General features: G+C 69.5%; 8 protein-coding genes. 4 read left to right on the top strand and 4 right to left on the bottom strand.

Going from position 1 to position 24,254, the window contains the following annotated elements; all coding sequences use genetic code 11:
• The first annotated feature begins 55 nt into the window (after positions 1-55).
• Both ABFG95_RS02550 and ABFG95_RS02545 read left to right on the top strand, forming a co-directional pair.
• On the top strand, positions 56-1,048 hold the full coding sequence (locus tag ABFG95_RS02550) for a tripartite tricarboxylate transporter substrate binding protein (RefSeq protein WP_068951340.1): 993 nt from the start codon (positions 56-58) through the stop codon (positions 1,046-1,048).
• Positions 1,049-1,057: 9 nt separating this feature from the next.
• A complete protein-coding gene (locus tag ABFG95_RS02545; protein ID WP_348995420.1) occupies positions 1,058-2,356 on the top strand; it encodes an alpha/beta fold hydrolase in 1,299 nt (432 codons plus the stop codon).
• Between the two features lie 83 nt (positions 2,357-2,439).
• On the opposite strand, the gene ABFG95_RS02540 is transcribed toward ABFG95_RS02545, so the two are convergent.
• Genes ABFG95_RS02540 through ABFG95_RS02530 form a run of 3 tightly spaced genes read right to left on the bottom strand, consistent with a single transcriptional unit; the run spans position 2,440 to position 19,630 of the window.
• Positions 2,440-3,198, bottom strand: coding sequence for a SapC family protein (locus tag ABFG95_RS02540; RefSeq protein ID WP_054415748.1), 759 nt, complete (start codon positions 3,196-3,198; stop codon positions 2,440-2,442).
• A 10-nt stretch (positions 3,199-3,208) separates the two neighbouring features.
• Positions 3,209-17,872, bottom strand: coding sequence for a filamentous hemagglutinin N-terminal domain-containing protein (locus ABFG95_RS02535; RefSeq protein ID WP_348995419.1), 14,664 nt, complete (start codon positions 17,870-17,872; stop codon positions 3,209-3,211).
• Positions 17,873-17,896: 24 nt separating this feature from the next.
• Positions 17,897-19,630 (bottom strand): ShlB/FhaC/HecB family hemolysin secretion/activation protein, encoded by a 1,734-nt coding sequence (locus tag ABFG95_RS02530; protein WP_232732868.1) that lies wholly within the window; start codon positions 19,628-19,630, stop codon positions 17,897-17,899.
• A 371-nt stretch (positions 19,631-20,001) separates the two neighbouring features.
• Here ABFG95_RS02530 and ABFG95_RS02525 point away from each other — a divergent pair, with 371 nt between their 5' ends.
• Positions 20,002-20,823: a response regulator gene (locus ABFG95_RS02525; RefSeq protein ID WP_049073274.1), complete on the top strand. Its 822-nt coding sequence runs from the start codon at positions 20,002-20,004 to the stop codon at positions 20,821-20,823.
• Entirely contained in the window at positions 20,816-23,500 is a 2,685-nt protein-coding gene (locus ABFG95_RS02520; protein WP_348995418.1) for a hybrid sensor histidine kinase/response regulator, read from the top strand. The genes ABFG95_RS02525 and ABFG95_RS02520 overlap by 8 nt, the downstream gene beginning before the upstream one ends.
• Before the next feature lie 14 nt (positions 23,501-23,514).
• Here ABFG95_RS02520 and ABFG95_RS02515 read toward each other — a convergent pair whose 3' ends face one another.
• Positions 23,515-24,183 (bottom strand): O-methyltransferase, encoded by a 669-nt coding sequence (locus ABFG95_RS02515; protein ID WP_348995417.1) that lies wholly within the window; start codon positions 24,181-24,183, stop codon positions 23,515-23,517.
• Positions 24,184-24,254 lie beyond the last annotated feature (71 nt).

The raw sequence follows: 24,254 nt of genomic DNA, 5'->3' as shown, positions 1-24,254 counted from the left end.
CTCGCGCGGCCGCCTGTCGCGCGGACGTCGTGCGCGCCTGTCTGGAGAGAGCCTTATGCCGTTCACCCGCCGCCACGCCCTGGGCGCGCTTGCCGCGCTGCCGTTGCTGCCTCGCCTGGCGCTTGCCCAGGCCCAGGCCAATTTCCCCACCCGCCCCGTGCGCCTGCTGGTCGGCTTCGCGCCCGGCGGCCTGACCGACATCGCCGCCCGCGCGCTGGCCGAGCGCATGGGCAAGATCCTCAAGGGCAGCGTGGTGGTCGAGAACCGGCCGGGCGGCCAGGCCATCATCGCCACCGTGGCGGTGGCGCGGGCCGAGCCGGACGGCTACACGCTGGGCTTTGCCGGCACCAACGGCATGATCCTGAACCCCTTGCTCTACAACAACCTGCCGTACCAGCAGTCGGACTTCAAGCAGCTGGGGTCGATGGGCAAGTCGCCGATGCTGCTGATCGTGCATCCGGCGCTGGGCGTCAAGAACGTGCAGGAATTCATCGCGCTGGCCAAGAAGAAGCCGGGCGACATCACCTGCGCCCATGCCGGGCGCGGCGTCATCAACCACCTGGCGCTGCTGCACTTCCAGTCCAAGACCGGCACGCAGTTCCAGGACGTGCCCTACAAGGGCAGCGGCCCGGCGCTGCTGGACCTGATGGCCGGCACGGTGCAGAGCACCTTCGATTTCCCGACCTCGGCGCTGCCCAACATCCAGTCCGGCAAGCTGCAGGTGCTGGCGGTGACGGCCGACCAGCGCCTGTCGAGCCTGCCCGACGTGCCGACCATGAAAGAGGCTGGCGTCGATGGCTTCGAGCTCTACACCCGCATGATGATCTCGGGGCCGGCGGCAATGCCGGCGGCGGTCGCCGCGACGCTGGAGAACGCGGTGCGCGAAGGCACGCGCGACCCCAGCCTGGTCAAGCAGTTCGCCGAGCAGGGGGTGACCGTGGAGTTCACCTCGTCGGCCGACCTGGACCGGGTCATTGCCGAAGAGTCCGCCCTGTGGGCGGGCGTGATCCGCGCCAACAACGTGCCCAAGACCGACCTGAAAGGCTGAGGACGCGCCATGACCGAACAAGCCCGCATCACCGTAAGCCCCGAATCCGCGCTGATCGACGTGCCGCGCGAGATCCGCATCGACGGCTTTCCCGCCTACGCCTTCGTCACCGTCACGGCCCGCATGTCGATGAGCGGCGTGCCGTGGCGTTCGCAGGCGGTGTTCATGGCCGGCCACGACGGCAGCCTGGATCTGGCGCGCGATTGCCCGGTGTCCGGCAGCTATGCCGAGCCGTCCGCCATGGGACTGGTGTGGTCGATGACCTGCGAGGAGATGGACCGGGTGGTGTTCCCGCCCGATCGCACCGAGCCGCTGGTGATCGACCTGCACGCCACCGACGGCCAGCGTGAGGCCACCGCGCGGCTGGTGCAGACCTTCGTGGCCGAAGGCGTCACGCACCGCGCGGTGCGCGAGCAGGTCGGCGGCATGACGCTGTCGGGCGAGCTCTACACGCCCGCCGGCCCCGGCCCGCACCCGCTGGTGATCTACATGAACGGCTCGTCCGGCGGCGTCAACGCGCCGCGCGCGGCGCTGTTCGCGGCCCGCGGCTACCAGTGCCTGGCGCTGGCCATCTTCAACTACGACGGCCGGCCCAAGTACCTGAACGACATGCCGCTGGAGTACTTCGAGCACGCGCTGCGCTGGGCCCGCGCCGAACTCAAGCCGCGCGACGGCTTCGTGGCGCTGTCCGGCATCAGCCGCGGCGGCGAGACCTCCTTGCTGGTGGCGTCGCACTATCCCGACCTGGTGAGCGCGGTGGTGGCCTACGTGCCGTCGCCGGTGACGCACGGCGTGGTCAGCGCGGGCGAGCCCGGCACGGGACGCAATGCGCAGGTATGGCGCAAGGGCGGCGAGCCCTTGCCGCACCTGTGGCAGGACAACCCCAGCGCCGATTGGGAGGCGGCCTACGCCTCGGATCCGCCGTACCGGCAGACCCATGCGTTCCTGAGCGCCAGCCGCGATGCCGCCGCGTTCGAACGCGCCCGCATCCCGGTGGAACGCTATCCGGGCCCGGTGCTGCTGGTGAGCGCGTCGGACGACGGCTTCTGGCCCAGCACCGCGTATTCCGAGATCGTCATGCGCCAGCGCGAGGCGCACGGGCTGCCCACGTCGCATTACGTCTGCAAGGGGGCCGGGCATCATGTGCACTATCCGTGTCTGCCGGCCACGCTGATCAGCAAGCCGCACGCCATGTCCGGCCTGTTGCTGGACGCGGGCGGCACGCCGCCGGCCAACGCGGCCGGCAATGAGGGGTCCTATCGCGCGGTGCTGGCCTTCCTGGCGCGCGCGACCGGGCAAGCGTCATAACGCGCACGGCCCCGACCGGCGAGGCCGGCGGGGCCGTGGGGCGCGGGCTGGCGCGTGCGCCGGCCCTTGAGCGTTCCAGAAGATCACGCCTCGGCGGCGGCTTCCTCGGTCGCGGCGACAGGCTGCACCTGATCGATCAGGCTGGGCCAGGTGTTGATCGACAGCAGGTGGCAATAGACCAGCGGCAGCCAGCCATTGGCGCGCCAGCGCAGGAATTCCGCTTCCGGCAGCTTGTTGAACTTGGCTTCGTCGATCACCTTGAAGCCGGACATGGCCAGGCGCTGGCCGTCGGCCAGGGTGATGTCGGCGCGGTTCTCGATCAGCAGGTCGGCGTCGGCCAGGGCGCGCGCGAATTCCAGCGTGTAGGCGTGCTGGTTCTGGTAGTCGCGGCAGAATTCCAGGGCGCTGCGGGCCAGCGCGGTCGGCTCGCCGGCCTCGTCGAAGAACGGGTTGTCACGGCCCTCGACCACCGCGGCGGCCTTCTCGTCGACGCACAGCGTGTACTGGCTGCGGTCTTCGTTCTCCATGAAGATGAAGGGATAGCGGCGCACGTAGGCCGGGATGTAGGTGCCGGGGCGCCATTGGCCCTGCGCGTCGACGAACAGGTTTTCCTGGCCGCGCACGCCCAGCACGGCGACTGGCGTGGGCTGCTCGCCATCGGTGAAGACGATGGGGAAGTGGCGGCACGCGGTCGGCAGCTCGGTGGCCACCAGCGGCACGGCGTTGGTCTTGGCGGCGTAGGCGAAGCCGGTATTGCCGGCCAGCGACAGGTTGGCGTGCACGCCGGCGGCGAGCGGACGGGGTTGTTCGTAGAACAGGGGAAGCGAGGTCTGCGTAGTCATGGTGTTCGGGTCAGAGAGTTTGGGATTGGGTCTCGGTGTCGCGGCGCGCGTCGTCGGATGACGGGTTGCCCTCGACGGCCGGGCGCTGCGGATTGCCCCCGGTCGTTTGCAGCACCGGGTTGTTGCCGTTCGGCACGGTCAGGACCGCATTGTCGCCGGAAGGCAGCTGCCAGGAAAAGGCCGAAGCCACCTTCAGCACCTGCGGATCGGCATACGCGCCCAGCGCGTCGGGGCCAAAGCCCTTGGAAGGGACGGTACCCTGGAACAGCGGGTTGGCGTTGGGGGTGGTCGGGATCACCGTGCGCGGCGCGGTCACCGCGGCCAGCCGGTCGATCACGTCGGTCGGACCCCAGGTGGCGCCGTTCATATAGTACGGCGCGCCGACCAGCGAGCTGCGGACCATGGTGGCGGCCATCGAACCGGTCTTGCCGCCGATGGCGCCCCACATGTCGGCCGAGCCGGCGTTCGGCACGGTCAGGCTGGCCACGTCCAGCTTGTGGCTCGGGTCGGCGTCGTTCAGGCCGATGCGCAGGGCGCCCACGCCGGAGGCCAGCGTCAGCGAGGTCTGCGGGCCGCTCAGGCCGACGGCGGTGATGTCGCCGTTGGTCTGGATGACCGCGTTGCCGCCTTGCAGCTTCGCCGGCACGCCCAGGTTGATGGGACCCTGCGTCACCAGCAATTGCGCCGGCAGCGTCAGCCCGGCGCCGCCGGTCTGAGTGAAGCCGGTGGCGGCCTTTACGGTGCTGCCCGCGCCAAAGGACGTGGTGCCGGTCGGGCTGGTGTTGGCGATGCGGATCGAACCCGTGTCGGCGGTGACGTTCTTGCCGAACGACAGCGTGCCGCCCGAGATGTCGATGCCGTCCGGGCCGGAGGCGCGCACCGCGCCGTTGTAGCTGGCGGTCTTGGCTTCCAGCTGCTGCACGCGATAGGCGCTGACATCGCCGTTGAACACGATGGTGTCGACGGCGCGCAGGGTCAGCGAACCCAGGCCGGTGGCGTCGCCCGCGACCTGGATGTTCTTGCCGGCGTTGACGTTCAGGTTGTTGCCGTTGCCGCCGTCCAGCTTGCTGCCCAGGATCACCGAGCCGGTGTCGCTGGTCAGATCGCGGTCGCCCTTCAGGGTCACGGCGCCGTTGTAGACCTGGTCGCCCGTGGTGTGCGTCTTGCCGCCGCCCAGGGTGGTGGCGCCGCTGACGGCCACGGTGCGCAGCGGCGTGGTGGCGCCGACGTCGCCCTGGATGTCGGCATTGCCGGCGATGATCAGCCCTTGCTTGCCCGATTCGGTGCCGTCGACGCCGGCCTTGAGCTGCACGTTGGTGCCGCTCAGGGTGGTGTCCACGCCGCTCAGGATGACGTGCTGGCCGTATTGCTGCGTGCCGGTGGTGTCCACCGAGGCGCCGTTGATCAGCACGTCGCCGTTGCCGCCGGTCTGCACCGAGGCGGCGCGCACCGGGCCGTCCAGCACGATGTCGCCCGCGGCGCTGACCTTCAGGTCGCCCAGGCGCGAGCCCTGGCCGACCGGGCCGGAGAAGGTCACCTCGCCTTGATTGGCCACGACCGTCAGGCCGTGGCCGCCATCGACCGCGCGGTCGAAGCCGATGTCGCCCTGGCGGCTGGTCACCGACACGTCGCCGCCCACGGTCACGTTGCCCTGGTACGACTGCTCGCCGTCGGTGACGATGCTGCCCGCGCCCAGCGTGGCGTTGCCCTTGACCGTCAGGCTGGCCAGCGGGTCGTTGGCGCCCAGCGGCCCCTTGAGCACGGCGTTGCCATCGATGGTCAGGTCGTGCTTGCCGTCGCCGCCGCCCAGCAGGCTGACGGTGCTGCCCTTGAGCACGGTGTCGGTGCCGAACACCGCGCGTTCGCCGTAGGATTGCGTGCCGGTGGTGTCCACCAGGCCGCCGTTGATCGCCACGGTGCCGCCGGCGCTGGTGCCGACCGAGGCGGCGTATACGGCCTTGTCGAAGGTGGTGGCGCCGTCGCTGTTGACGACCAGCGCGCCCAGGCGGCCCGTGGTGGCGTCGCCGACCTGTTCGGCAAAGCGCACGGCGCCGGCGCCGCTGCTGACCGTCAGGCCGCTGCCGTTGCCGCTGGTGACCGTATCGTTGAAGGTCACCTTGGCGTTGGCGGTGCTCAGCTGCGCATTGCCGGACAGTTCGACCTTGCCCAGGTAGGACTGTTCGCCCACCGTCTTGAGCGGGCCGCCGCCGAGCGTCGCGTCGCCGTCGACGGTCAGGTAGGCCAGGCGGCCATTGGCGCCGGCGCCCACCGGGCCGTTGATCGTGGCCGGGCCTTCGATGGTCAGGCCCTGGCGCTCATCGGTCGAGTTCGCGCCGCCGGCCAGGGTGACGCTGGCGCCCTTGAGCGTGACGTTGGCGCCCAGCGTGACCAGTTCGCCGAACCGCATGACGCCGGTGGTGTCGATGCGCTCGCCGCTGATGGTCACGGCGCCCGGGTCATCGGTCTGCACCGATGCCGCGTAGACCGCGCCATTGAAGGCGGTCGTGCCGGCCGTGTCGACCGTCAGGCTGCCCAGGCGTTGCGTGGCGCTGCCGACCGCGTCGAAGCTGACGTCGCCGCCGGCCGTGGACACGACGTGCAGGTCATGCGTGCCGTCCAGCGCGCCGTCGAAGGCCACGCCGCCGGTGGTGGCGCTCAGCGTGTGGTCGCGGACCAGCGTGACGGGGCCCTTGTAATGCTGGTTGCCGGTGGTGGCGATGCTGCCCGCGTTGAGCGTGGCGGCGCCGTCCAGTGTCAGGCTGGCCAGCTTGGTGGTGGCGCCGATGGCGCCGGTCAGCAGGGCCGTGCCGTCGATTTCCAGCGCATGGGCGCCGTCGACGCCGTTGGCCAGGGTGACGGTGGCGCCGGTCAGCACCGCATCGTCGCCCAGCGTCACGTGGCCGACGTAGGTCTGCGTGCCGCTGGTGGTGACGCTGCCGCCGTTGATGGCCGTGCCGCCGGTGCCCGCCTGGTTGAGCGAGGCGATGTCGACCGCGCCGCCGTAGGTGGTGGTGCCGCTGCTGGTGACGGTCAGCGCGTTGGCGCCCGACATGGCGCCCGTGAAGGCGACCGCGCCGCTGCCGGTGGTCACGCTCACGGTGCTGGCCAGCGTGGTGGCGCCGTCGACGCCGAAGGCGCCGTTGGCGGTGGTGTACGCGCCGCGCAGCGTGGTGGCGCCGTTGTACTGCTGGGCGCCGGTGGTGGCGACCTGGCGCAGGTCGATGTTGTTGCCGGTGATGGTCAGGCTGGCCAGGTTGGAGGCATTGCCGCCCAGCGTGACGTCGCCGTCGCCGGCCACGATCACCGCCTGCTGCGCGCCGCCGTTCAGCGTGCCAGAGAGGGCGACGCCGCCGTTGGCGCCGTTGGCCGTCAGGGTGCGCGTGCCGCCGGCCAGCGTGGCGTTGCCGGTGATGCCGATGGCGCTGCCGGTCAGGTCGCCGTTGAGGGTGACGTTGCCGGTGTAGGTCTGGCTGCCGCTGGTGTTGGCGGCGGCCATGGCGATGGCCGCGCCGCTCACGGACAGGTCATGCGCGTCGGCGCTGGCGATGTCGTGGCTGACAGTGACGTTGCCGGCACTGGAGGCCAGCGCGACGTCGCCGCCGTTGCCAGCCGACAGGCCGACCGTGCTCGCCAGGTTGCCGGCGGAGGCGATGCCGATGTTGCCGTCGGCCGTCGCGACGCGGCCCAGCGTCAACGGACCGGAGGCGTCCACATAGATGTCGCCGCTGCCCAGTACATTGGCCTTGAGGTTGCGGGCCGACGTGGTGAAGTGGTCGGCCTGGGTGCCGATGCCGGTCTTGCTGGTCAGGTCCAGGCTGTTGGCCGTGAGGCTGTTGTCCAGTCCCAGCAGCGAGCCCTCGGCGGCGCTCAGGATCACGGTGCCGCTGGCGGCGCCGGCGTTGACGATGCCGATCTCGACATCGCCGTGCTGCGAGGTCAGCGCGATGGTGCGGTTGCTGCCGGCGGCGGTGGCCGAGGCGTTCAGCGAGCCGGTGGCCGTGGCGCTGATGTCGCCGTTGGCGGCGCTCAGCGATGCGTCGAGCGCGCCGGTGTTGGTCAGCATCAGGTTGGCCGGCGTGCTGGTGCCGGTCAGGCTGGCCCCGATGGTGCGGGCTTCGGTCACCAACGTGGTGTTGCCGCCCGCGGCGCCGCTGCTGAAATTCAGCGTGGTGCCCTTGACGTTGATCGTGCGCGGCGTGGCGCCGGCCGCCACCACGTCCTGCGTGCCCTTGAGCGTGATGGTGCCGTTGGCCTGCACGCCGGCGCTGGCCAGCGTCAGCTTGCCGCCCGAGGACAGCAGCAGGTTGGCGGCGGTGTTCGACATGCCGCCGCTGGCGTCCAGATCGCCGGCCGTGGTCAGGTAGATCGAGCTGTTGGCGCCGCTCTGCTGGATGTTGCCGCTGTTGGCGCTGAGGGCCCGCGTGCCGATGTTGTTGACCACGATGACCGCGCCGTCGGCGGCGGTCGACAGGTTGCCCAGGGCGCCGAGGTTGGTGCGCAGCGCGATGCCGCCCGAGCCATTGCCCGGGTAGGCGGCCGAGCCGATGCTGCCGCCGGCGACGGCCGTCAGCGTGTTGCCCAGGACCAGGTTGTTGGCCACCGCGCCCAGGATGGAGCCGGCCGCATTCAGGCTGATGTCGCCGCCCGCCGAGGCGTCGATCGTGTTGACCGACAGGTCGCCGCTGGTGGTGGCGATCGAGATGTTGTTGCTGGCCGAGCCGTTGCGGCTGATGGCGCTGGTGACCAGGGTGGGGCCGGCGGTGGTGATGCCGATCGCGCCGTTCTGGGTGATGACCGATGCCAGCGTGGTGCCGGCCGCGCGGTTGTCGTTCAGGTAGATCGAGCCGGCGCCGGTGACTTCCGCGGTGATGTTGGCGGCGGTCGTCTGCAGGTTGTCGGGCGAGCCGGCGGCGCCGCCGATGCCCGCGCCGGCCTTGAGCACCACGTTGTTGCCGATGATGCGCGTGGATTCCTCGCGGTCGTCGACGATGGTGCTGCCCGCCTTGCTGAAGTCGATATTGACGCTGCCGGCGCCGGCGTCGATGTTGCCGGCCACCAGCTGGCTGTTGGCGCCGTTGCCGGTGATCTTGATCGCGCCATTGGACGAGATCGCGTTGGCGATCTGCAGATTGCCGGCGGCGGCGATGTCGATGATGTTGCCCGACAGGTAGGAGTAGACGGAGTTGTTGTCCGCCGCCAGGTACATGCCGCCGCTGGTGGTGGCTTCGACGCGCTGGCCGGTCGCGTTGATGCGGCCGTTGCTGGCGCCGATGGCGTTGGCGGCGTTCAGCGCCACGCCGTAGGCCTTGACGGTGGCGCCGGCCGCGTCGGCCAGGATCGAACCGTTCTCGGCGTTGAGCGTGACCTGGCCGTGGTTGGCGCCGGCCTGCACGTTCTTGACCGTGATGTTGCCCGAGGTGGTCTTGACCGAGATGTCGTTGCCGGTGGCGTCGGTGCCCGAGGTGACGCTGGTCAGCGCCAGGCTGCCGTTGCCGGTGATGCGCGTTTCGCCATTGGCGACCGAGGTCGTCAGGCCGCCCAGCAGGTTGCCGCTGCTCTCCAGGTAGAGCGAGCCGTCGCCGGTGACGGTGGCCGACACCGGGCTGTTGGGCGCGGCGATCTTGATGGCGGCGTCGCGCGTGCCGATACCGTTCTGCGCCGTCAGCGTGATGGCGCCGGCGCCCGCGCCCGAGAGCGTGCCGCCGCCGTACAGGATGCTGCCGGTCTGGGCGTTCAGGGTCAGGGCGTTGCCGGTGCCATAGCTGACCGTGCCGACCAGGATGTCGCCCGTGGTGGTGGTGACCGACAGGTCGCCGCCGGCGCGCAGGTTGCCCAGGTTGATCGAGCCGGTCTGCTTGAGCCAGATGCCGCCCGAGGCGGTGGCGGCGATGTTCTTGACCTGGGTGTTCAGCGCCAGGCCGGACGAGCCGATGGTGTTGGGCGTGTCGCCCGACCCGGTGGACAGCGTCAGGTCGCCGGCGACGATCTTCGAGGAGGCGTTCAGGCCCTGGATCGAGCCGCCCGTGTAGTAGTACGGATTGGTCGACAGGGTCACCGAGCCGTTCTGCGTGACGTCGATGTCGTGCAGCCTGATCGCGCCCACGGCCTGGTAGGTGAAGTTCAGGCCGGTGGTGTCGCGCACCGTGGTCAGGGTGGTGACGTTGCCGGTGTCGGCGCCGCTGAACGTCAGGTTCTGGGCATCGATGGTCAGGAAGCCGGCGCTGCCCAGGTTCGAGCCCTGCGCGTTGGTGCGGATGATGGTCAGGTCGGACAGGTCGGCCAGGTTATCGACGTAGATGCTGCCCGGCGTGGCCATCGTCAGCTTGCCGGTGTTCAGGTGCAGGCGTGCCGAGTTGGACGCGCCGATCGTCGCGGCCGTGCCGTAGTTGGCCGTCAGGTTGACGCTCTTGCCGGTGACCAGGTTGCTGTTGTTGATGCCGGTGATGCTGCCGCGCGCGGTCGACAGGGTGACGGCGCCGTCGGTGGACGTGACGGTGCCAACGGTCAGGTTGCGGCCGTTGCTGCCGGTGTCGGCGGCCAGCGTGATGTCGCCGGCCGCGGTAACCGAGGTTGCCTGCAGGCCATAGGTCTCGTTCAGCGCGATGCTGCCATCGGCGCGGTCGGTCTTGGTGGCGCTGAGCGTGACCGTGGTGGTGCCGCCGTTCAGGGCATTGGTGCGGATGGCGCTCTTGTTGCCGATCGAGCCGTTGGCCGTCAGGTTGACGGTGGTGGCGTTGTTGATCGTGCCGCTCAGGATCGAGCCGCCCGTGTTGTTGACCGAGAAGGCGTTGCCATTGGTGTTGACCGTGCCCAGCTCGATGTCGCCGACGGTGTTGCTGACCGAACTGGCGCCGGTCGAGGTCAGGCTCGGCAGGCTGGTGTTGCCCTCCACCGTGATGAAGGCGCCGCCGTTGTCGGCGCGGCCGCTCAGCGTGCTGACGCGGGTGTCGATGGCGTTGCCGGCGCCGGCGGCGCCGATGGCGTTGGCCGCCGTCAGGGTCAGGCCGGCCGCGTCGATCTTGGTGTTGGCGTCGCCGTCGCCCAGCAGCGAGCCGCCGCGCGAGTTCAGCACCACGCTGTCGTAGCCGATGTTGATCGCGCCGACCGTAATGGTGCGGTCGCTGGTCACGCTCAGGTTCAGGCCGCCCTTGTCCTCGACCTTGGTCAGGACCAGGCCGGCGCTGCTGCCGCTGCCGCCGTCCGCTGCCTGGAACACGATGTTGCCGCCGTCGCGCGTGGGCGAGTTGATGCTGTAGCTGCGCGCGCTGTTGCCGGTGGAATACAGCGTCAGCGCGTCGATGTGGCGGTCGGAGTCGATGTACACATCGCCGGCGTTCTGGATGTTCACCAGCGGCGCCGACAGGTTGATCTCGCGGCCCACGGCGCCGATGGCGCCCGAGCCCTGGGTGGTGATCTGCACCGACGCGGCGGTGATGCGCTGGTTGTCGTCGGCGCTGCCCAGGATGCTGTTGTTGCTCGACAGGCGCACCGTGCCGTTCTCGGTGGTGTCGATGATGCCGATGTCCTGGCCAACGTTGCTCGACAGCATCAGGTTCAGCCCGGTGTTGTCGCGCACTTCGTTGACCTGCAGGCGGCTGCCGTTGTGGGCCACGTCGAACAGCAGTTCGTTCGACACGATCTGGTAGGTGGCCGCCGACGAGCCGGTGGCGTACAGCGACAGGCTGGCCAGGTCGCGGTCGTTGTCCAGGTAGACGTGGCTGCCGGCGGTCAGGTACAGCTCGCCGGTGGTGGTGTGGATCGAGCCCGAGTTGTCGCCCGACGCCACGCCGATCTGGCCGCTGGCGCCCAGCGTGACCACGTCGCCGGTGATGTGCGAGGTCGGCGTCAGGTTCAGGATGTGGGTGTTCGAGCCAAAGGCGCCCAGGCTCACGGTGTTGGCCGGGCCGACGTCGACGTTGCCGACGTACAGCGTGCGGTCGCCATTGAACGAGAAGTTCAGGCCGGTCAGGTCGCTGACCTCGGTCATGGTGTAGACGCCGGCGTCGGTGACGTTGAACGTCAGGCCCTTGGCCGCCACCTGCACCACGTTGTCCACGGCGCTGTTGGCGTGGTTGGCGGTGATGTTCAGCGAGAACAGGTCGCTGGCGTTGTTTATGTACAGGTTGCCGCCCGACTGCGTGGTCAGCTGGCGGGTGTCGGTCTGCATCGCGTTGCCGGCGGCGCCGATCGACTGCGTGGCGGTCAGCGTCAGGACCGGCGTGACGAAGCGGCCGGCGCCCTGCGTGATCGAGCCGTTGGTCACGTTGACCTGGGCCGAACTGGTGGCGCTGTTGTCCAGCAGCGTCAGGTTCTTGTTGTTCGACACCCACAGGCTGCCGCGGACGTTGGACGAGAGCGAGTCGACGCTGACGAACAGCGGCTGGTTGGTGGCGTAGGTGCCCGTGACCGAACCGGCGTTCAGGGTCAGTGCGCCGGTGGTGATGTTGGGCGAGCTGGCGCTGGAGCTGTTGCCATAGATGGTGCCGTTGCTCGCCAGCGTCACCGAGCCGCCGGCGGCGGTGCTGACGTTGTTGACCGTCAGCGCGCGGTCCGACGAGATCGACAGCGCCAGGTTGCCGGTATTGGTGATGTTGTTGAGCGTCAGGCCGGCGACGCCGGTGGAGTCGCTCAGCGAGAACGCCGTCATGCCGCTGGCGCTGATGTTGTACGTGTTATTGATCGAACCGCTGCTGCTGTTGTGGTTGGCCGTCAGCGACAGCGCGGTCAGCGCCTTGTTGTTGGCGACGGACACGTTGCCGGCCGAGGCGATCGACAGGTTGGACGCGCTGGTCTGCGCCGAGACGCTGCCATTGGTGCCGAGCGCGCTCAGGCTGACGTTGTTACCGGTGATCAGGCCCGAGCCGCCGATGGTCGGGGCCAGGTCGGTGTTGGCGTAGCGCGAGGTCAGCGACACCGAGCCGGTGCCAGTGTTGATGGCGTTGGCGGTGATGGCGGTATCGGTGTTGATGGTCAGCGCCGCGCCGGCCATGCTGGCGCCGATCGACAGGTTGGTGCCGCCGGAGATGGCCAGCGTCTGGCTGCCCAGGCCGCCGAAGGCGTAGCTGTTGGTGTCGAAGTTGACGCTGCTGCCGGCGTCGCGGCGCGACAGGTACAGGTTCAGGCTGTTCAGCGCCAGCCCGCCGTTGTTCAGGTTGATGTCGCCGTTGTTGGTGATGGCCAGGTTGCTGGTGCTCAGGCGCAGCGCGCGGCTGCCGGCGCCGATGGCGCCGGTGTTGGCGTCGCGCGCGGTGTAGCTGTCCGAGCCGGTGGCGGACAGCGTGACGCTGCCGGCCGTGATGCGGCCGGTGCCGCCATCGCTGGTGATGCTGGAATAGACGCCGCCGCCGGCGGTGGTCAGGCTGACGGAATTGGTGGCGGTGATGGCGCCGACCTGGATGTTCTTGCGGCCGCTGAAGCTGAAGTCGGTCAGGCCGCCCGTGACCTGCTCCAGGTACTGGGTGGTGCCGTCGTCGCTGAGGGTGATGACCTGGCCGGCGCCGCCGCCGATGGCGAAGGTGCTGGCGCTGCCGGCGTTCTTCAGGCTGTTGATGGCCAGGCTGCGCAGCACGGTGTCGCTGCCGACATACATGTTGTTGCCGGCGGTCAGGCTGAGCGCCGAGGTGCCGCTCAGGGCCAGCGTGCCGCCCGTGATGGACGAGCCGATGGAGCCGTTCGCGCCGGCCGTCAGCGCGACGGTCGCGGCGCGGATGACGCCGGGGCTGGCCGGATTGTCGTTGCTGATGTTCTGGGCCGATGCCAGGCTGACCTTGCCGTTGGCGCCCGCGTCGATGTTGCCGACCAGCAGGTTCTTGTTGTTGGCGGTGAAGCCGAAGTCCAGGTTGGTTGTGCTGGCGATGTCCGTCAGGTGGATGCCGAGGCCGTCGTCCGTGAGCGTGAAGGCCGTCAGGTTGGGCGCGGTGATGCCGTACACGCCATTGGCCGTGCCATTGCGCGTGACATTCAATCGCGTCAGGCCGGTGAGGCTGTCCACGGCGATGTTGCCGCCGCTGGTCAGGCTGACGTCGGGCGCCTGCAGCGTCAGCGCCGCGCCGGCCGCGCCGATCGCGCCGCCCGCCGTCAGGGCGATGTTGCTGGCGCGGATCACGGTGGCGGCATCGCCGTCGTCCAGCAGCGAGCCGCCGGAATTGGTGAGCGTGGCCGCGCCGCCGGCGCTCAGGCTGCCGATGGTGGTGGTGCCGGAGGACTGGGTGTAGCCGATCTGGCCGGTGCCGGCCTGCAGGCGCGTCAGCTTGATGTTGCCGGTGGTGCCGTTCAGGTAGATGTCGGTGCCGGCGGTGGCCTGCACGTTGGCCTGGCCCGCCGCGCCCACGCCGACATAGCGCAGGGTGCCGCCGTACACGCCGCCGATCGTGCCGGCGGCCGACAGCGTGATGTCGTTGGCGCCCGCATAGACCCCGCCGCCGTTGCCGTACAGCGAGCCGTTGGCCATGTTCAGCGTGACGTTGCCGGCGTTGCTGCGCACCGTGCCGGACAGCAGCGCGTCGCCCTGGCGCAGGTCGATCTGCACGGCGTCGCTGGCGGTGATGTTGTTCAGGGTGACGATGCCGGTGTAATTGGCGTAGCCGGTGGGATTGGGCAACTGGACATAGAAGCCGCCATTGCTCGCCGTGCCGCTCAGGTAACCGGTCAGCACGTCCAGATAGCCCGTGCCGGTCGCGCCGACCGCCTTGCCGGCGATCAGGTTGACCGAGTTGGCCAGCAGGCGGGTCTGCTTGTTGCCGTCGTCGCGCAGGTCGCCCGCGGCGTTCAGCGTGATGCTGCCGCTATAGCCGGCGTCGATGCTGCCGACCGTGATGTCGCGGTCGCTGTTGAAGCTGAAGTTGACCCAGTTGCTGTCGCGAACCTCGTGGATCGTGTGGCCGCCGACGTCGTCGGTGATGTTGAACAGCAGCGACGGCGCGCGCACGTCCAGCGTGTAGCGGTCGTCCACGTCCTTGTGGCGCGCGTACACCGTCAACGAGGTGAGGTCGGCGATGTCGGTGGCGTAGAGGTTGCCGCGCGTGTCCAGCGTCAGGCCCGGCGCGTTGACGGCGACGAAATTGGCGCTGGTGCCGATATCCTGGGCGGCCCGGAGGCTGACGTTGTTGGCGGTGACGCGCGTGTCGGCGATGCCGTCGTCCAGGATGCTGCCCTGGTTGGAGACCAGCGTGATGTTGCTGCCGGCGCGCAGGTTGCCCAGCTTCAGGCTCTGGTCGCCGGTGAACGAGAACTGGCTCAGCAGCGAACTGTAGACCTGGCGCAGCTCGTAGGCGTTGCCCAGGTCGTCATTGACGTCGAAATTCAGGAACGGCGCGGCCACCTGGATGGTGTTGCGGCGGGCCGGGTCGGCGTGCGCATTGGTGATGGCCAGGTAGTTCAGCGTCTTGGCGGGATTGTCGACGTAGATGTCGCCGCCGCTGCCCAGCGTCAGGCTGGTGGTGGCCGTCGTGAGGTGGTCGCTGGCCGTGCCGATGTGTTGTTGGGCTTGCAGGACGATGCTGTTGCCCGCCAGCGCGCTGTTGGCATTGGCGCGCACGATATTGCCGCCCTGCGCATTGAGCGAGAGCGTGCCGGTGCCGGCATCCAGCATGTTGGCGCTCAGGTTCGCCACGCCGGTGACGAAGATGCCGTTATTGGCCTTCAGGTCGTCCAGCAGCACCGAGCCCTGGGCCTGGTTCAGGTAGATGCTGCCGCCGGTGGCGTTCAGCACGCCGGCGGCCGTGCGCAGGTAGGTGCCCGCGGTGCCGACGGTATAGCTGGTGTTGGCGGCCGGGGCCAGCAGGGTGACGACGTTGCCGGTGATCAGGGAGGCCGAGGTGCCGGTGATGTTGCCGGCGCGCGCGGTCAGCGTGACATTGCCGGCGCCCGCGTTGATCTGGCCGGCGACGATGCTGTTGCCGGTCAGGTTGATGGCGCCACCGCCGGAGCCGACGTTGTTGGCCGAGACGCTGCCCGCGCCGGTGATCACGATCGGACCCGTGTCGGCCTGCGCCTGCGTGATGTTCAGGTTGGCGCTGGAGCTGTCCAGGTAGACGCCGCCGGCGCCCGCCGTGGCGGACAGGGTGCTGGCGTTGGTCTTGAGCGCGCGCGCGGCGCCGCCGATGATGCCGCGCTCGGCCGACAGCGTCAGCGACGCGGCGGCGATGCTGGTGGCGTCGTTGCCATCGTCGACGATGTTGCCGAGGAACGAGGTCAGCGTGGCCGAGCCCGCCTTGATGTCGCCCAGGGTCAGGTGGCCGCTGGTCTGCGCGACCAGGTTGCCGGTGGTGTCGATCGCCTTCAGGTTCAGCGGGCCGCTGTTTTCCACGTACACACCGCCGCTGCCGCTGGTCGCGATCAGGGCGGCCGTCTGCGTGCGCAGCGCCTGCGCCGACGAACCGATGGCGCCGGCGCGGCCATCGCTGCCGGCGGCGCTCAGGGTGATCTGGCTGGCGCTCAACTGTCCCGTCGGGGTGCCGAGGATATGGCCGGCCGTCGACGTCAGCGCCAGCGTGCCGGCGCCCAGCGCCACATCGCCGACGGTGATGGTGCGGTCGCCGGCGAACGAGAAGTTCAGGCCCGACTGGTTGACCGTGTTCAGCTGGTAGCCGCCGTTGTCCTGCAGGGCGAAGGCCAGGCCCGGCGAGGTCAGCAGGAAGCTGTTGTTGACGTTCGGTTGCGCGTGACGGCTGGTGATGTCGAGCGAGGTCAGGGTCTGGCGGTTGGCCACCGCCAGGTTGCCGCCGGTGGCCAGCGACAGCAGCGCCGTCTGGGTGTTGACCGGGGCGGCCAGGTCGCCGATGCTGCCGCCGCTGGCGTCCAGCTTGACGCTGTTGCCGGCCACCACCTGGTTGGCGCCGCCGGTGTTGCGGATCGAGCCGGCGCTGGTGCGGACCAGCGCCGCGCCGGTGCCGGCGTCTATGACGTTGGCCAGGTTGATGTCGCCGGTGGCGTTCAGCGTGATCGCGCCGCCGCGGCTGGTCAGCTTGCCGATGTTGTCCAGCGTGCTGCCCACGCCCAGCGCTTCCAGCGTGATGGAACCGCCCTGGGTGCTGATCTCGGTGTTCGAATTCTCGAAGCGGATGCCGCCCGTCTGCGTCGAGCGCATCGTGAAGCTGTGGCCGGCGGTGGTTTTCAGGTTGATCGCGGCCATGTCCGCGACCGTGATCTGGCCGGTGGCTTCCAGCTTGATGTTGGTGGTGCCGGCCAGGCTTTCGAGCAGGCCGCGCGACACGGTGTTGTTGGCGGTGTTGGCGTCGCCGCCGTTGATGGTGCCGTCGCCGGCCGCGCCGTCCTGCGAGCCGCCGCCGCTGGCGGAGTCGACGATGCGCAGGTCGGTCGGGTCGATCAGCAGCAGGCCGGTCTTGCCCTTGGGCGCGCGCAGGTCGGCCGATCCGGTCAGGCCGATGTTCTTGTTGCTGGAAACTTCGGCGAAGCCGCCGTCGCCGCCCTGGGCGCCGCCGCGCGCCGACAGGCTGCCGGCGAACGCGGTGGCGTCGTTGGACCACATCGTGACGCTGCCGCCGTTGCCATTGATGAGCGCATCGGCCTTGAGGGTGGCGCCCGCCGCCACCTTGACGGTCGACGACTTGCCGCTGAACGCGGCCGAGCCGTTGTCGGGCGCGACGCCCAGGCTGCCCAGCGCGATCTCGCCGCCGCCGGCCGCGCCGGACACGTCGATGGCGGCGCCGCGCGCCACGTTGACGTGCTCGCCGGTCACCACCACCTTGCCGCCGCGCTCGCCGGCGTTGACGCCGGTGGCCTCGACCGTGCCGGCCACATTGACCGTGCCGGCGTCGCCGCCGGACAACACGATCTTGCCGTTCTGCGTGCCCACCGCCTTGGCGCTGACGATGCCGTCGGTGTTGACCACGTTGTCGATCACGCCCTTGACCGCGCGCGCCGTCATCAGCACCGTGCCGCCGTCGGCGCGGATCACGCCGTTGTTGGCGACCAGCGCCGAGACCGGCTTGCCGTCAGCGTCCTTGGGCAGCTCGCTGACGGCCGAGGTGGCGTCAAAGCTCAGCAGGCCGTCGCCGTGGAAGTCGACCGTGACGGTCTTGGCGCCGGCCAGGGCCACGCGGCCCAGCTTGGCCTCGATCACGCCCGAGTTGCGCACCGCCGGCGCCACCAGCACCGCCAGGCCGCTGTCCTTGATGCTGATCGTGCCTTCGTTCACGATCATGGCATTGGCCTTGGACGAGGGCTGGTCGAACTTGTACTTGCCCGCCAGGAAGTCCTTGTCGCTGATGTTGGCGGTGGTGGCGACCAGCCCGCCCACGTCCACGCGCGCGCCCTTGCCGAACAACACGCCGTTCGGGTTGACCAGGACCACGTTGCCGTTGGCGTTGAGGCGGCCGAAGATGGCCGACGGATCATTGCCGACCACCCGGTTCAGCGTGACGCTGTTGCTGCCCGGCTGACGGAAATTGACCGTCTCGTTGGCGCCGATGCTGAAACCCTTCCAGTTGATGATCGCCTTGCCGGTCGACTGGTTGATGTCCAGCGTGCCGTTGCCGCGGTCATTGATTGTCGCGCCGCCGGCCACGACGTTGCCGCCGGTGGGGTTGGCGTGGGCGCCGCCGGAGACCAGCGAGCCGATCACCATCGCCAGGGTGGTGAGCGCGGGCAGGGGCGGGGCCTTCAGGGCCTGGCGGCGGGCGGATTGGGCGAGGATGCGGGATTGACGAGTCATGGTCGGTCGCTTTTCTGTCGCGGATTAGTACTGGGCCGAGAGGCTGAAGAACACGCGGGGATCTTTGTTGCCCTGGGTCAGCACATCGGAGCTCATGGGCTTGGCCACTTCGATCGTGGCGTACAGGTTCTTGGTCAGGTTGGCGCGCATGCCGGCGCCGTACGAGGACAGCTTGGCGCGCGTGAGCGGCGCGCTTTCGCTGCGCGACCAGATGCGGCCGCCGTCCACGAACGTGTAGACGTGCGCGCCGCTGGGCAGGAAGCGGTCGGAGGACACGGCGTAGCGCAGTTCCAGCGAGGCCGCCATGCCGGAGTCGGCCGACATTTCGCCGTCGTCATAGCCGCGGCCGAAGTTGGGGCCGCCCAGCGCGAATTCCTCGCTGGCCAGCAACGGGTTGGCGCTGTACTGGCCGGCGAAGGTGGCCACCAGGCTGAAGCGGTCGGACAACTGCTGCAGGCGGGTCAGTTCGGCGGTGAACTTCAGGAAATCCGGACGGCCCTTGGCGCGCGAGGCCAGTTCGTTGCCTTCCTTGGAGGCGCCCATGGCGTCCAGGCCCTGGTGCACGGTGCCGCGCACGGCCGTGATGCCGTTCCAGCTGTCGGTGCGGTCGTAGCTCAGGCCGGCGCGCAGCACGCGCAGGCGGTCGCGCGTGAAGGGGATGCCGGTGATGTCGGTGGTGACGTTGCGCACGTCCAGCATGCCGAAGGCGCGCAGGTTCTGCAGGCGCGAGCGGATCAGCGGATAGGTGGCGGTGGCCGAATAGGCCTGCACGTCGCTGGCCACGTTCAGCGGCGCCAGGTCGCGGCCCGGTTCGCTCTTGGCGTAGCTGGCGGCGATGTCGAGCGTCATGCCGCTGTCGGTGACCAGCATGTCGTAGTTGGCGCCCACGGCCTTGCTGCGGTAGGCCGGAAAGCCCACGCGGCCGGTCAGGGTCAGGCTGTCGGCGCGCGCGCCGAACGAGTTCAGCGTGACCTGGCCGGTCATTTCGCTCCAGCCCAGGTAGGGCGAGGCGCGGTTGTCGATGCCCAGGCGCGCGTCCACCGCCTTGCGTTCGCTGTGCACCACCAGCACCGAGCCGCCCACGTCCTTGGGCGAGGCTTCCAGCGAGGCGCGCACGGTCATGCCGTTCAGGTCGTTGGCCAGCAGCAGCTGGCGCTCGACTTCCGCCACGTTGATCGGACGCACGCCGCGCAGGCGCTGCACCAGCTTTTCGATCGCCGCCTGCGCCGGGCCGATGTCGCCGTCGTACTTGACGTCGGCGATGTAGCCCTCGACCACCACGATGCGGAAATGGCCGTCATCGATGGTCTGCGCCGGCACGATCACGCGCGTGGTGACGTAGCCGTCGTTGCGGTAGCGCAGCTCGATGTCATTGGCGACCTTGAACGCGTCCGCCACCGTGATGGTCTTGCCGATCAGGTCCTGGTAGAGCGGACGCACGGTATCGGCGGGGTAGCGGGTGATGCCTTCGATGCGCATGTCGGTCAGCGTGAAGGTCAGCTTGTCCGCGCCGGCGGGCGCCTCGGTGGCGCCGCCTTGCTGCACCGTCACCGGCGGCGCGGTGGGGGTGCTTTCCGGCATCACCGGCTGGGGCAACTGGCGGCCCGGCTCGGCGCCCGAGGGCAGTTGGATGGGCACGTTCTGCGCGGCCACCGGTCCGGCGGCTAGCGCCAGCAGCACGGCGGCAAGGCCGGCGCGCAGGGAAGAGGGGGGCTGGCAATGGACGGCGGGACGGCGGGGTTCGGATAGGCGGCGCATGGGTGCTCGGACAGCAATCGTTACATTCGGATTTAAATGATATTTTTTGATATATTTCTTAGACTTCTATAAACAATCTTTCTAAAGTTCTTTACAAGTGCGGTGCAGTGCGGGATTCTTGCCGGCGCCATTCGGCCGGCCCGGTTGGGGTTTTCCCCCGGAGAAGGGGTGCTCTACAGCGGCCCGGGGACGAAAGCAATCGCCATTACGGACGAGTAGCTTCGTGTAACAAACACTATCATGTGTGAATAATGATTGCGCCTGCGAGGTTTGCCGGAATGCACGGCACGTTTGCCACAAGGAAAAATATTCACAAAACCGGCATGGTTTTGTCGCTTGGCACCAACGCGTCCGCCGGCCGGCATGAAAGAATGCGCGGCATGAATGACGCCTCCTATCCGCTTATCCCGGGCCAGCTTGCCGGCCTGCGCGTGCTGGTCGTCGAGGATCGCCCCGAGGACCGCATGCTGCTGGTGGATTTCCTGACCAGCCAGGACTGCCGGGTGTACGTGGCCGAGGACGGCAACGACGGCTATCGCAAGGCGCAGCTGGTGCAGCCGGACATCATCCTGATGGACGTGAATATGCCGGGCTGCGACGGCCTCGCGGCCTGTCGGCTGCTGAAGGCCGACCAGGCCACGCGCGCCATCCCCGTCATCTTCCTGACCGCCGCGTCGCTGCCCATGGAACGGGTGGCGGGCCTGTCGGCGGGCGCCGTCGACTACGTCGCCAAGCCGTTCGATTTCGAGGAAGTGCGCCTGCGCCTGCTGATACATCTGCGGGTGGCGCCCGCGCCAGCCGCGGCGCCACCCGCCAAGGCGCCCGAGGAAGGGACGTCGTCCGCCGCCACCGGCACGTCGCTCGACGGCGTGCTGTTTCGCGCCGCGCGCAAGCTGCTGCGCGAACGGCTGGACCACACGCCCGAGCTGGTGGCCCTGGCCCAGGCGCTGGGCACCAACGCCCGTCGGTTGAACCAGGCGTTCCGCCGCTGCGCCGGCACCACCGTGTTCGAGTTCCTGCGCGAAGAGCGCATGCGCGAGGCGCGCCGCCTGCTGTGCGAGACCGGCCTGGACATCCAGGCCATTTCGCAGGCGGTGGGCTATGGCAACCGCGGCAATTTTTCCACCGCTTTCCGCGAGCGTTTCGGCATGGCGCCCACCGCCTTGCGCCAGGAGCAGGATCCCCATGCCTGATCGTCGCCTGGGCTGGCTGGCCTGGTTGCTGTGGCTGGCCCTGTCCTGCCTGAGCCTGCCCGCGCGCGGGCAGGATGCGCAACCCGTCATCGACCTGAGCACGATGGGCGGCACGCTGCCGCTGGTCGGCGAGCTGCGGGGCATCGAGGACAAGGCCGCCGACCAGCAAGCCAGCCAGGTCCTGGACGGCGCCTGGCAGCCGGTGACCGCCCGCTGGCTCAACCGGGGGTATTCCGCCTCGGCGTTCTGGCTCAGGCTGGAGGTCAGCAATACCTCCGACCGCGCCCAGGAGCGCTGGCTCTCGTTCGGCGTGCCCCGGCTGGAGGACGTGCGCTTCTATCTGTTCGCGCCGGGGCAGCGGCAGCCGTCGGGCATCCTGCTGGCGGGCAACCGCGAGCCCCTGGCGCGGCGCGAGGTGCCGGCCACGGTGTCCGTGGTGCCGCTGCGGCTCGAACCGGGCCAGCGCATGACGGTGCTGGTGCGGGTGCAGAGCCGTTCGGCCATCAGCATGGAGCCCACCCTGCGCACGCCAGCGGCCTTCGTCGGCGTGACCCAGCGCAACACCATGGTGGTGGCGCTGCTGATCGGCGCGCTCATGATGGTGGGCCTGTATGCCGGGGTGCTGGGCGCGGCCCAGCGCGATCCGGTCTACCTGCTGCTGTCCTGCGCCATCTTCGTCGAAATCCTCTACAGCCTGTCGTTCCAGGGGCTGCTGTATCGGTATGTATTGACCGGCGGCGGCGAACTGGTGCTGCGCGCGCCCAGCGTCCTGGCGACGTTGGCGGCGTCGCTGTTCGGGCTGATGGCGATGCTGTTCGCCGACCTGCATCGGGTGCGCATCTGGCGCCGGGTCTATCTGGCGCTGATCGCCGCGGGCGTGGCCGGCGCGGTCTGGGCCGCGCTGGGCGACTACCGCGAAGCGGCGCAGGCGCTGATCGGGCTGATCTTCCTGTGGGCGCTGGTATGGCTGGTGTCCATGGCGGACGGCTGGCGCCGCGGCCATGCCAATGCGCGCATCTTCCTGCTGTCGTTTGCGATCTATTGTTCCTGCCTGTTCCTGCGGGTGGCCTATATCCAGGGCCTGCTGCCGGGCCGCTGGATCGGCGGGCCGGAAGTCGCCTGGGATCTGCTGTCGGTGTCGCTGATGCTGGCCGTGCTGCTGCATGGCCGTTCGCGCCAGCATCGCCAGGAACGGCTGGCGGCCCAGCGCGAACTGGCGCAGGCGCGCGAACGCGAACACCAGCGGCTGGATCAGGCCGTCACCGAGCGCACCCAGGCGCTGCAGGCGGCATTGATCCTGGCCGACGAGGCCGGCCGCGTGCGCCAGGACTTCCTGGCGCGCATCAGCCACGACCTGCGCACGCCGCTGACCTCGATCATCGGCTTCGCCGACCTGATCCAGGCCGGCGGCCGCGACGACGCGCCGCGCGGCGCCGTCATCCGCCGCAGCGCCGACCACATGCTGGGCATGGTGAACGACCTGATCGACTATGCCGCCGGCGCGGGCGGCCAGGCCCTGCGCCTGGCGCCCGAATATGTGCACGCCCTGCTCGACGCCGTGGCCAAGGAAGCGGCGCCGATCGCGGCGCGGCAGGACAACCGCTTCGACCTGCGGCTGTCGGACACGCTGCCCGCCGTGCTGGAGATGGATGGCAAGCGCGTGCGGCAGGTGCTGTCCAATCTGGTCGACAACGCGGCCAAGTTCACGCGCGGCGGCGTGCTCACGCTGACGGCGGACTACACCGCCCCGGGCGCGGGCGAAGCCACGGGCTGGTTGACGCTGTCGGTGCGCGATACGGGGTGCGGCATCGCGCCCGCCGACCGGCAGCACATCTTCGAGCCGTTCCAGCGGCTGGGCGCGGCCGAGAGCCAGCCCGGCGTCGGGCTAGGCCTGGCCATCGTCCAGCAATGGGTGCAGCGCATGAACGGCCGCATCCACGTCGACAGCGAAGTGGGCCAGGGCACCACCATCAGCGTGTCGCTGCCGCTCAGGCAGGTGGACGAATCGCGCGTCTCGCACCACTACATCGCTGCCGCGGCGCATGTGCTGCCCCAGCTGGACGGATCCGGGCGGCGCATCTGGCTGGCCGAGGACACGCCGGAAATCCGCGAGTTCCTGGTCGAGGAACTGGCCAGCCTGGGCTTCCAGGTGGAAAGCGAGGCCAACGGCCGCGGCATGGTGGCGCGCATCCTGGCCGACGACGCGCGCCGGCCCGACCTGATCCTGACCGATCACCGCATGGAAGGCGCCGACGGCTCGGCCGTGCTGCGGGCGGCTCGCGCGCGCTGGCCGGACCTGCCGGTGGTGGCGGTATCGGCCACGCCGCAAGAGACCGCGGCCCTGGACGGCGTCGGCTATGACGCCAGTCTGCTCAAGCCCATCAATCTGGTTGAGCTGCGCCACTTGCTGGGCCGCCTGCTGCATCTGCCGACGCCCTCGACGGCCGGCGAGCCGGCCCCGGCGCCGTCGCCGATGCCGCGCCTGTCGCGCGCCGAACTGGAACAGGTGCAGCGCCTGCTGGACATCGGCGGCATCTCGGACCTGATGGATTGGGCCCGCGCCGTGCAGGCGCGCGATCCGGCCTTTGCGGATTTCAGCCAGCAGGTGCAGCGCCTGGCGCGGCTGGGCGATCTCGCGGCCATCGGCAAACTGTGCGAGCGCATGCCGGTGGCGTGAGCCGGCGCCGCGTCCTACCCCAGCCGCATCGACAGTTCCACGTCGCCGCCGAAGGGCGTCGACAGGTAGCCCGACGCTGGCGAACGCACCCGCGCCAGGTATTCCGGGCAATGATCGGCGTTGTCCGCCACGATCAGCGCGCCGGGCCGCAGACGGTCTTCCAGCAGGGCCAGGACGTCCGGATAAAGCGCCTTGGCGCCATCGAGCAGGACCAGGTCGATGCGGTCGGGCAGCCCGGTGGCGAGCGTTTGCAGCGCGTCGCCCTGGCGCAGTTCCACCAGGTCTGCCAGGCTGGCCTCGGCCAGGTGGCCGCTGGCCAGCGAGACCTTGGAAGGCTCGAATTCGGTGGTGATCAGCCGGCCGCCGCCGTTGTCGCGCAGCGCCGCCGCCAGGTGCAGGGTCGAGATGCCGAACGAGGTGCCGAACTCGATGATGGACCGCGCCTGCGTGCTGCGCGCCAGCATGTAAAGCAGCGTGCCGGTCTCGGGCGATACGGCCAGCGGCAGGTCCTTCATGCGGCCGTAGAACTCGCGGTATTCGGTCTTGCTGCGCATCAGCCGCGCCTGTTCGGCGTCGGACATGTTGGCCAGGGCGGGGTCGGCACTGGCCCAGGAGGCCTCGGCCTGCGTGAACAGCCGGTCAAGCAGCGGGGCCAGGGGAGCGGAAGTCAGGGTGTTGGTCATGGCGATGCGTTTCCAGTCGGGGGGGCAAGGCGGCCGGGGCGATGCCGCGGCCTGTGGGATGAACGCCGTCC

This window comes from Achromobacter sp. HNDS-1 (genome assembly GCF_040084795.1).
Lineage (GTDB): Bacteria > Pseudomonadota > Gammaproteobacteria > Burkholderiales > Burkholderiaceae_B > Achromobacter > Achromobacter ruhlandii.
This window is presented reverse-complemented; position numbering and strand designations above follow the sequence as displayed.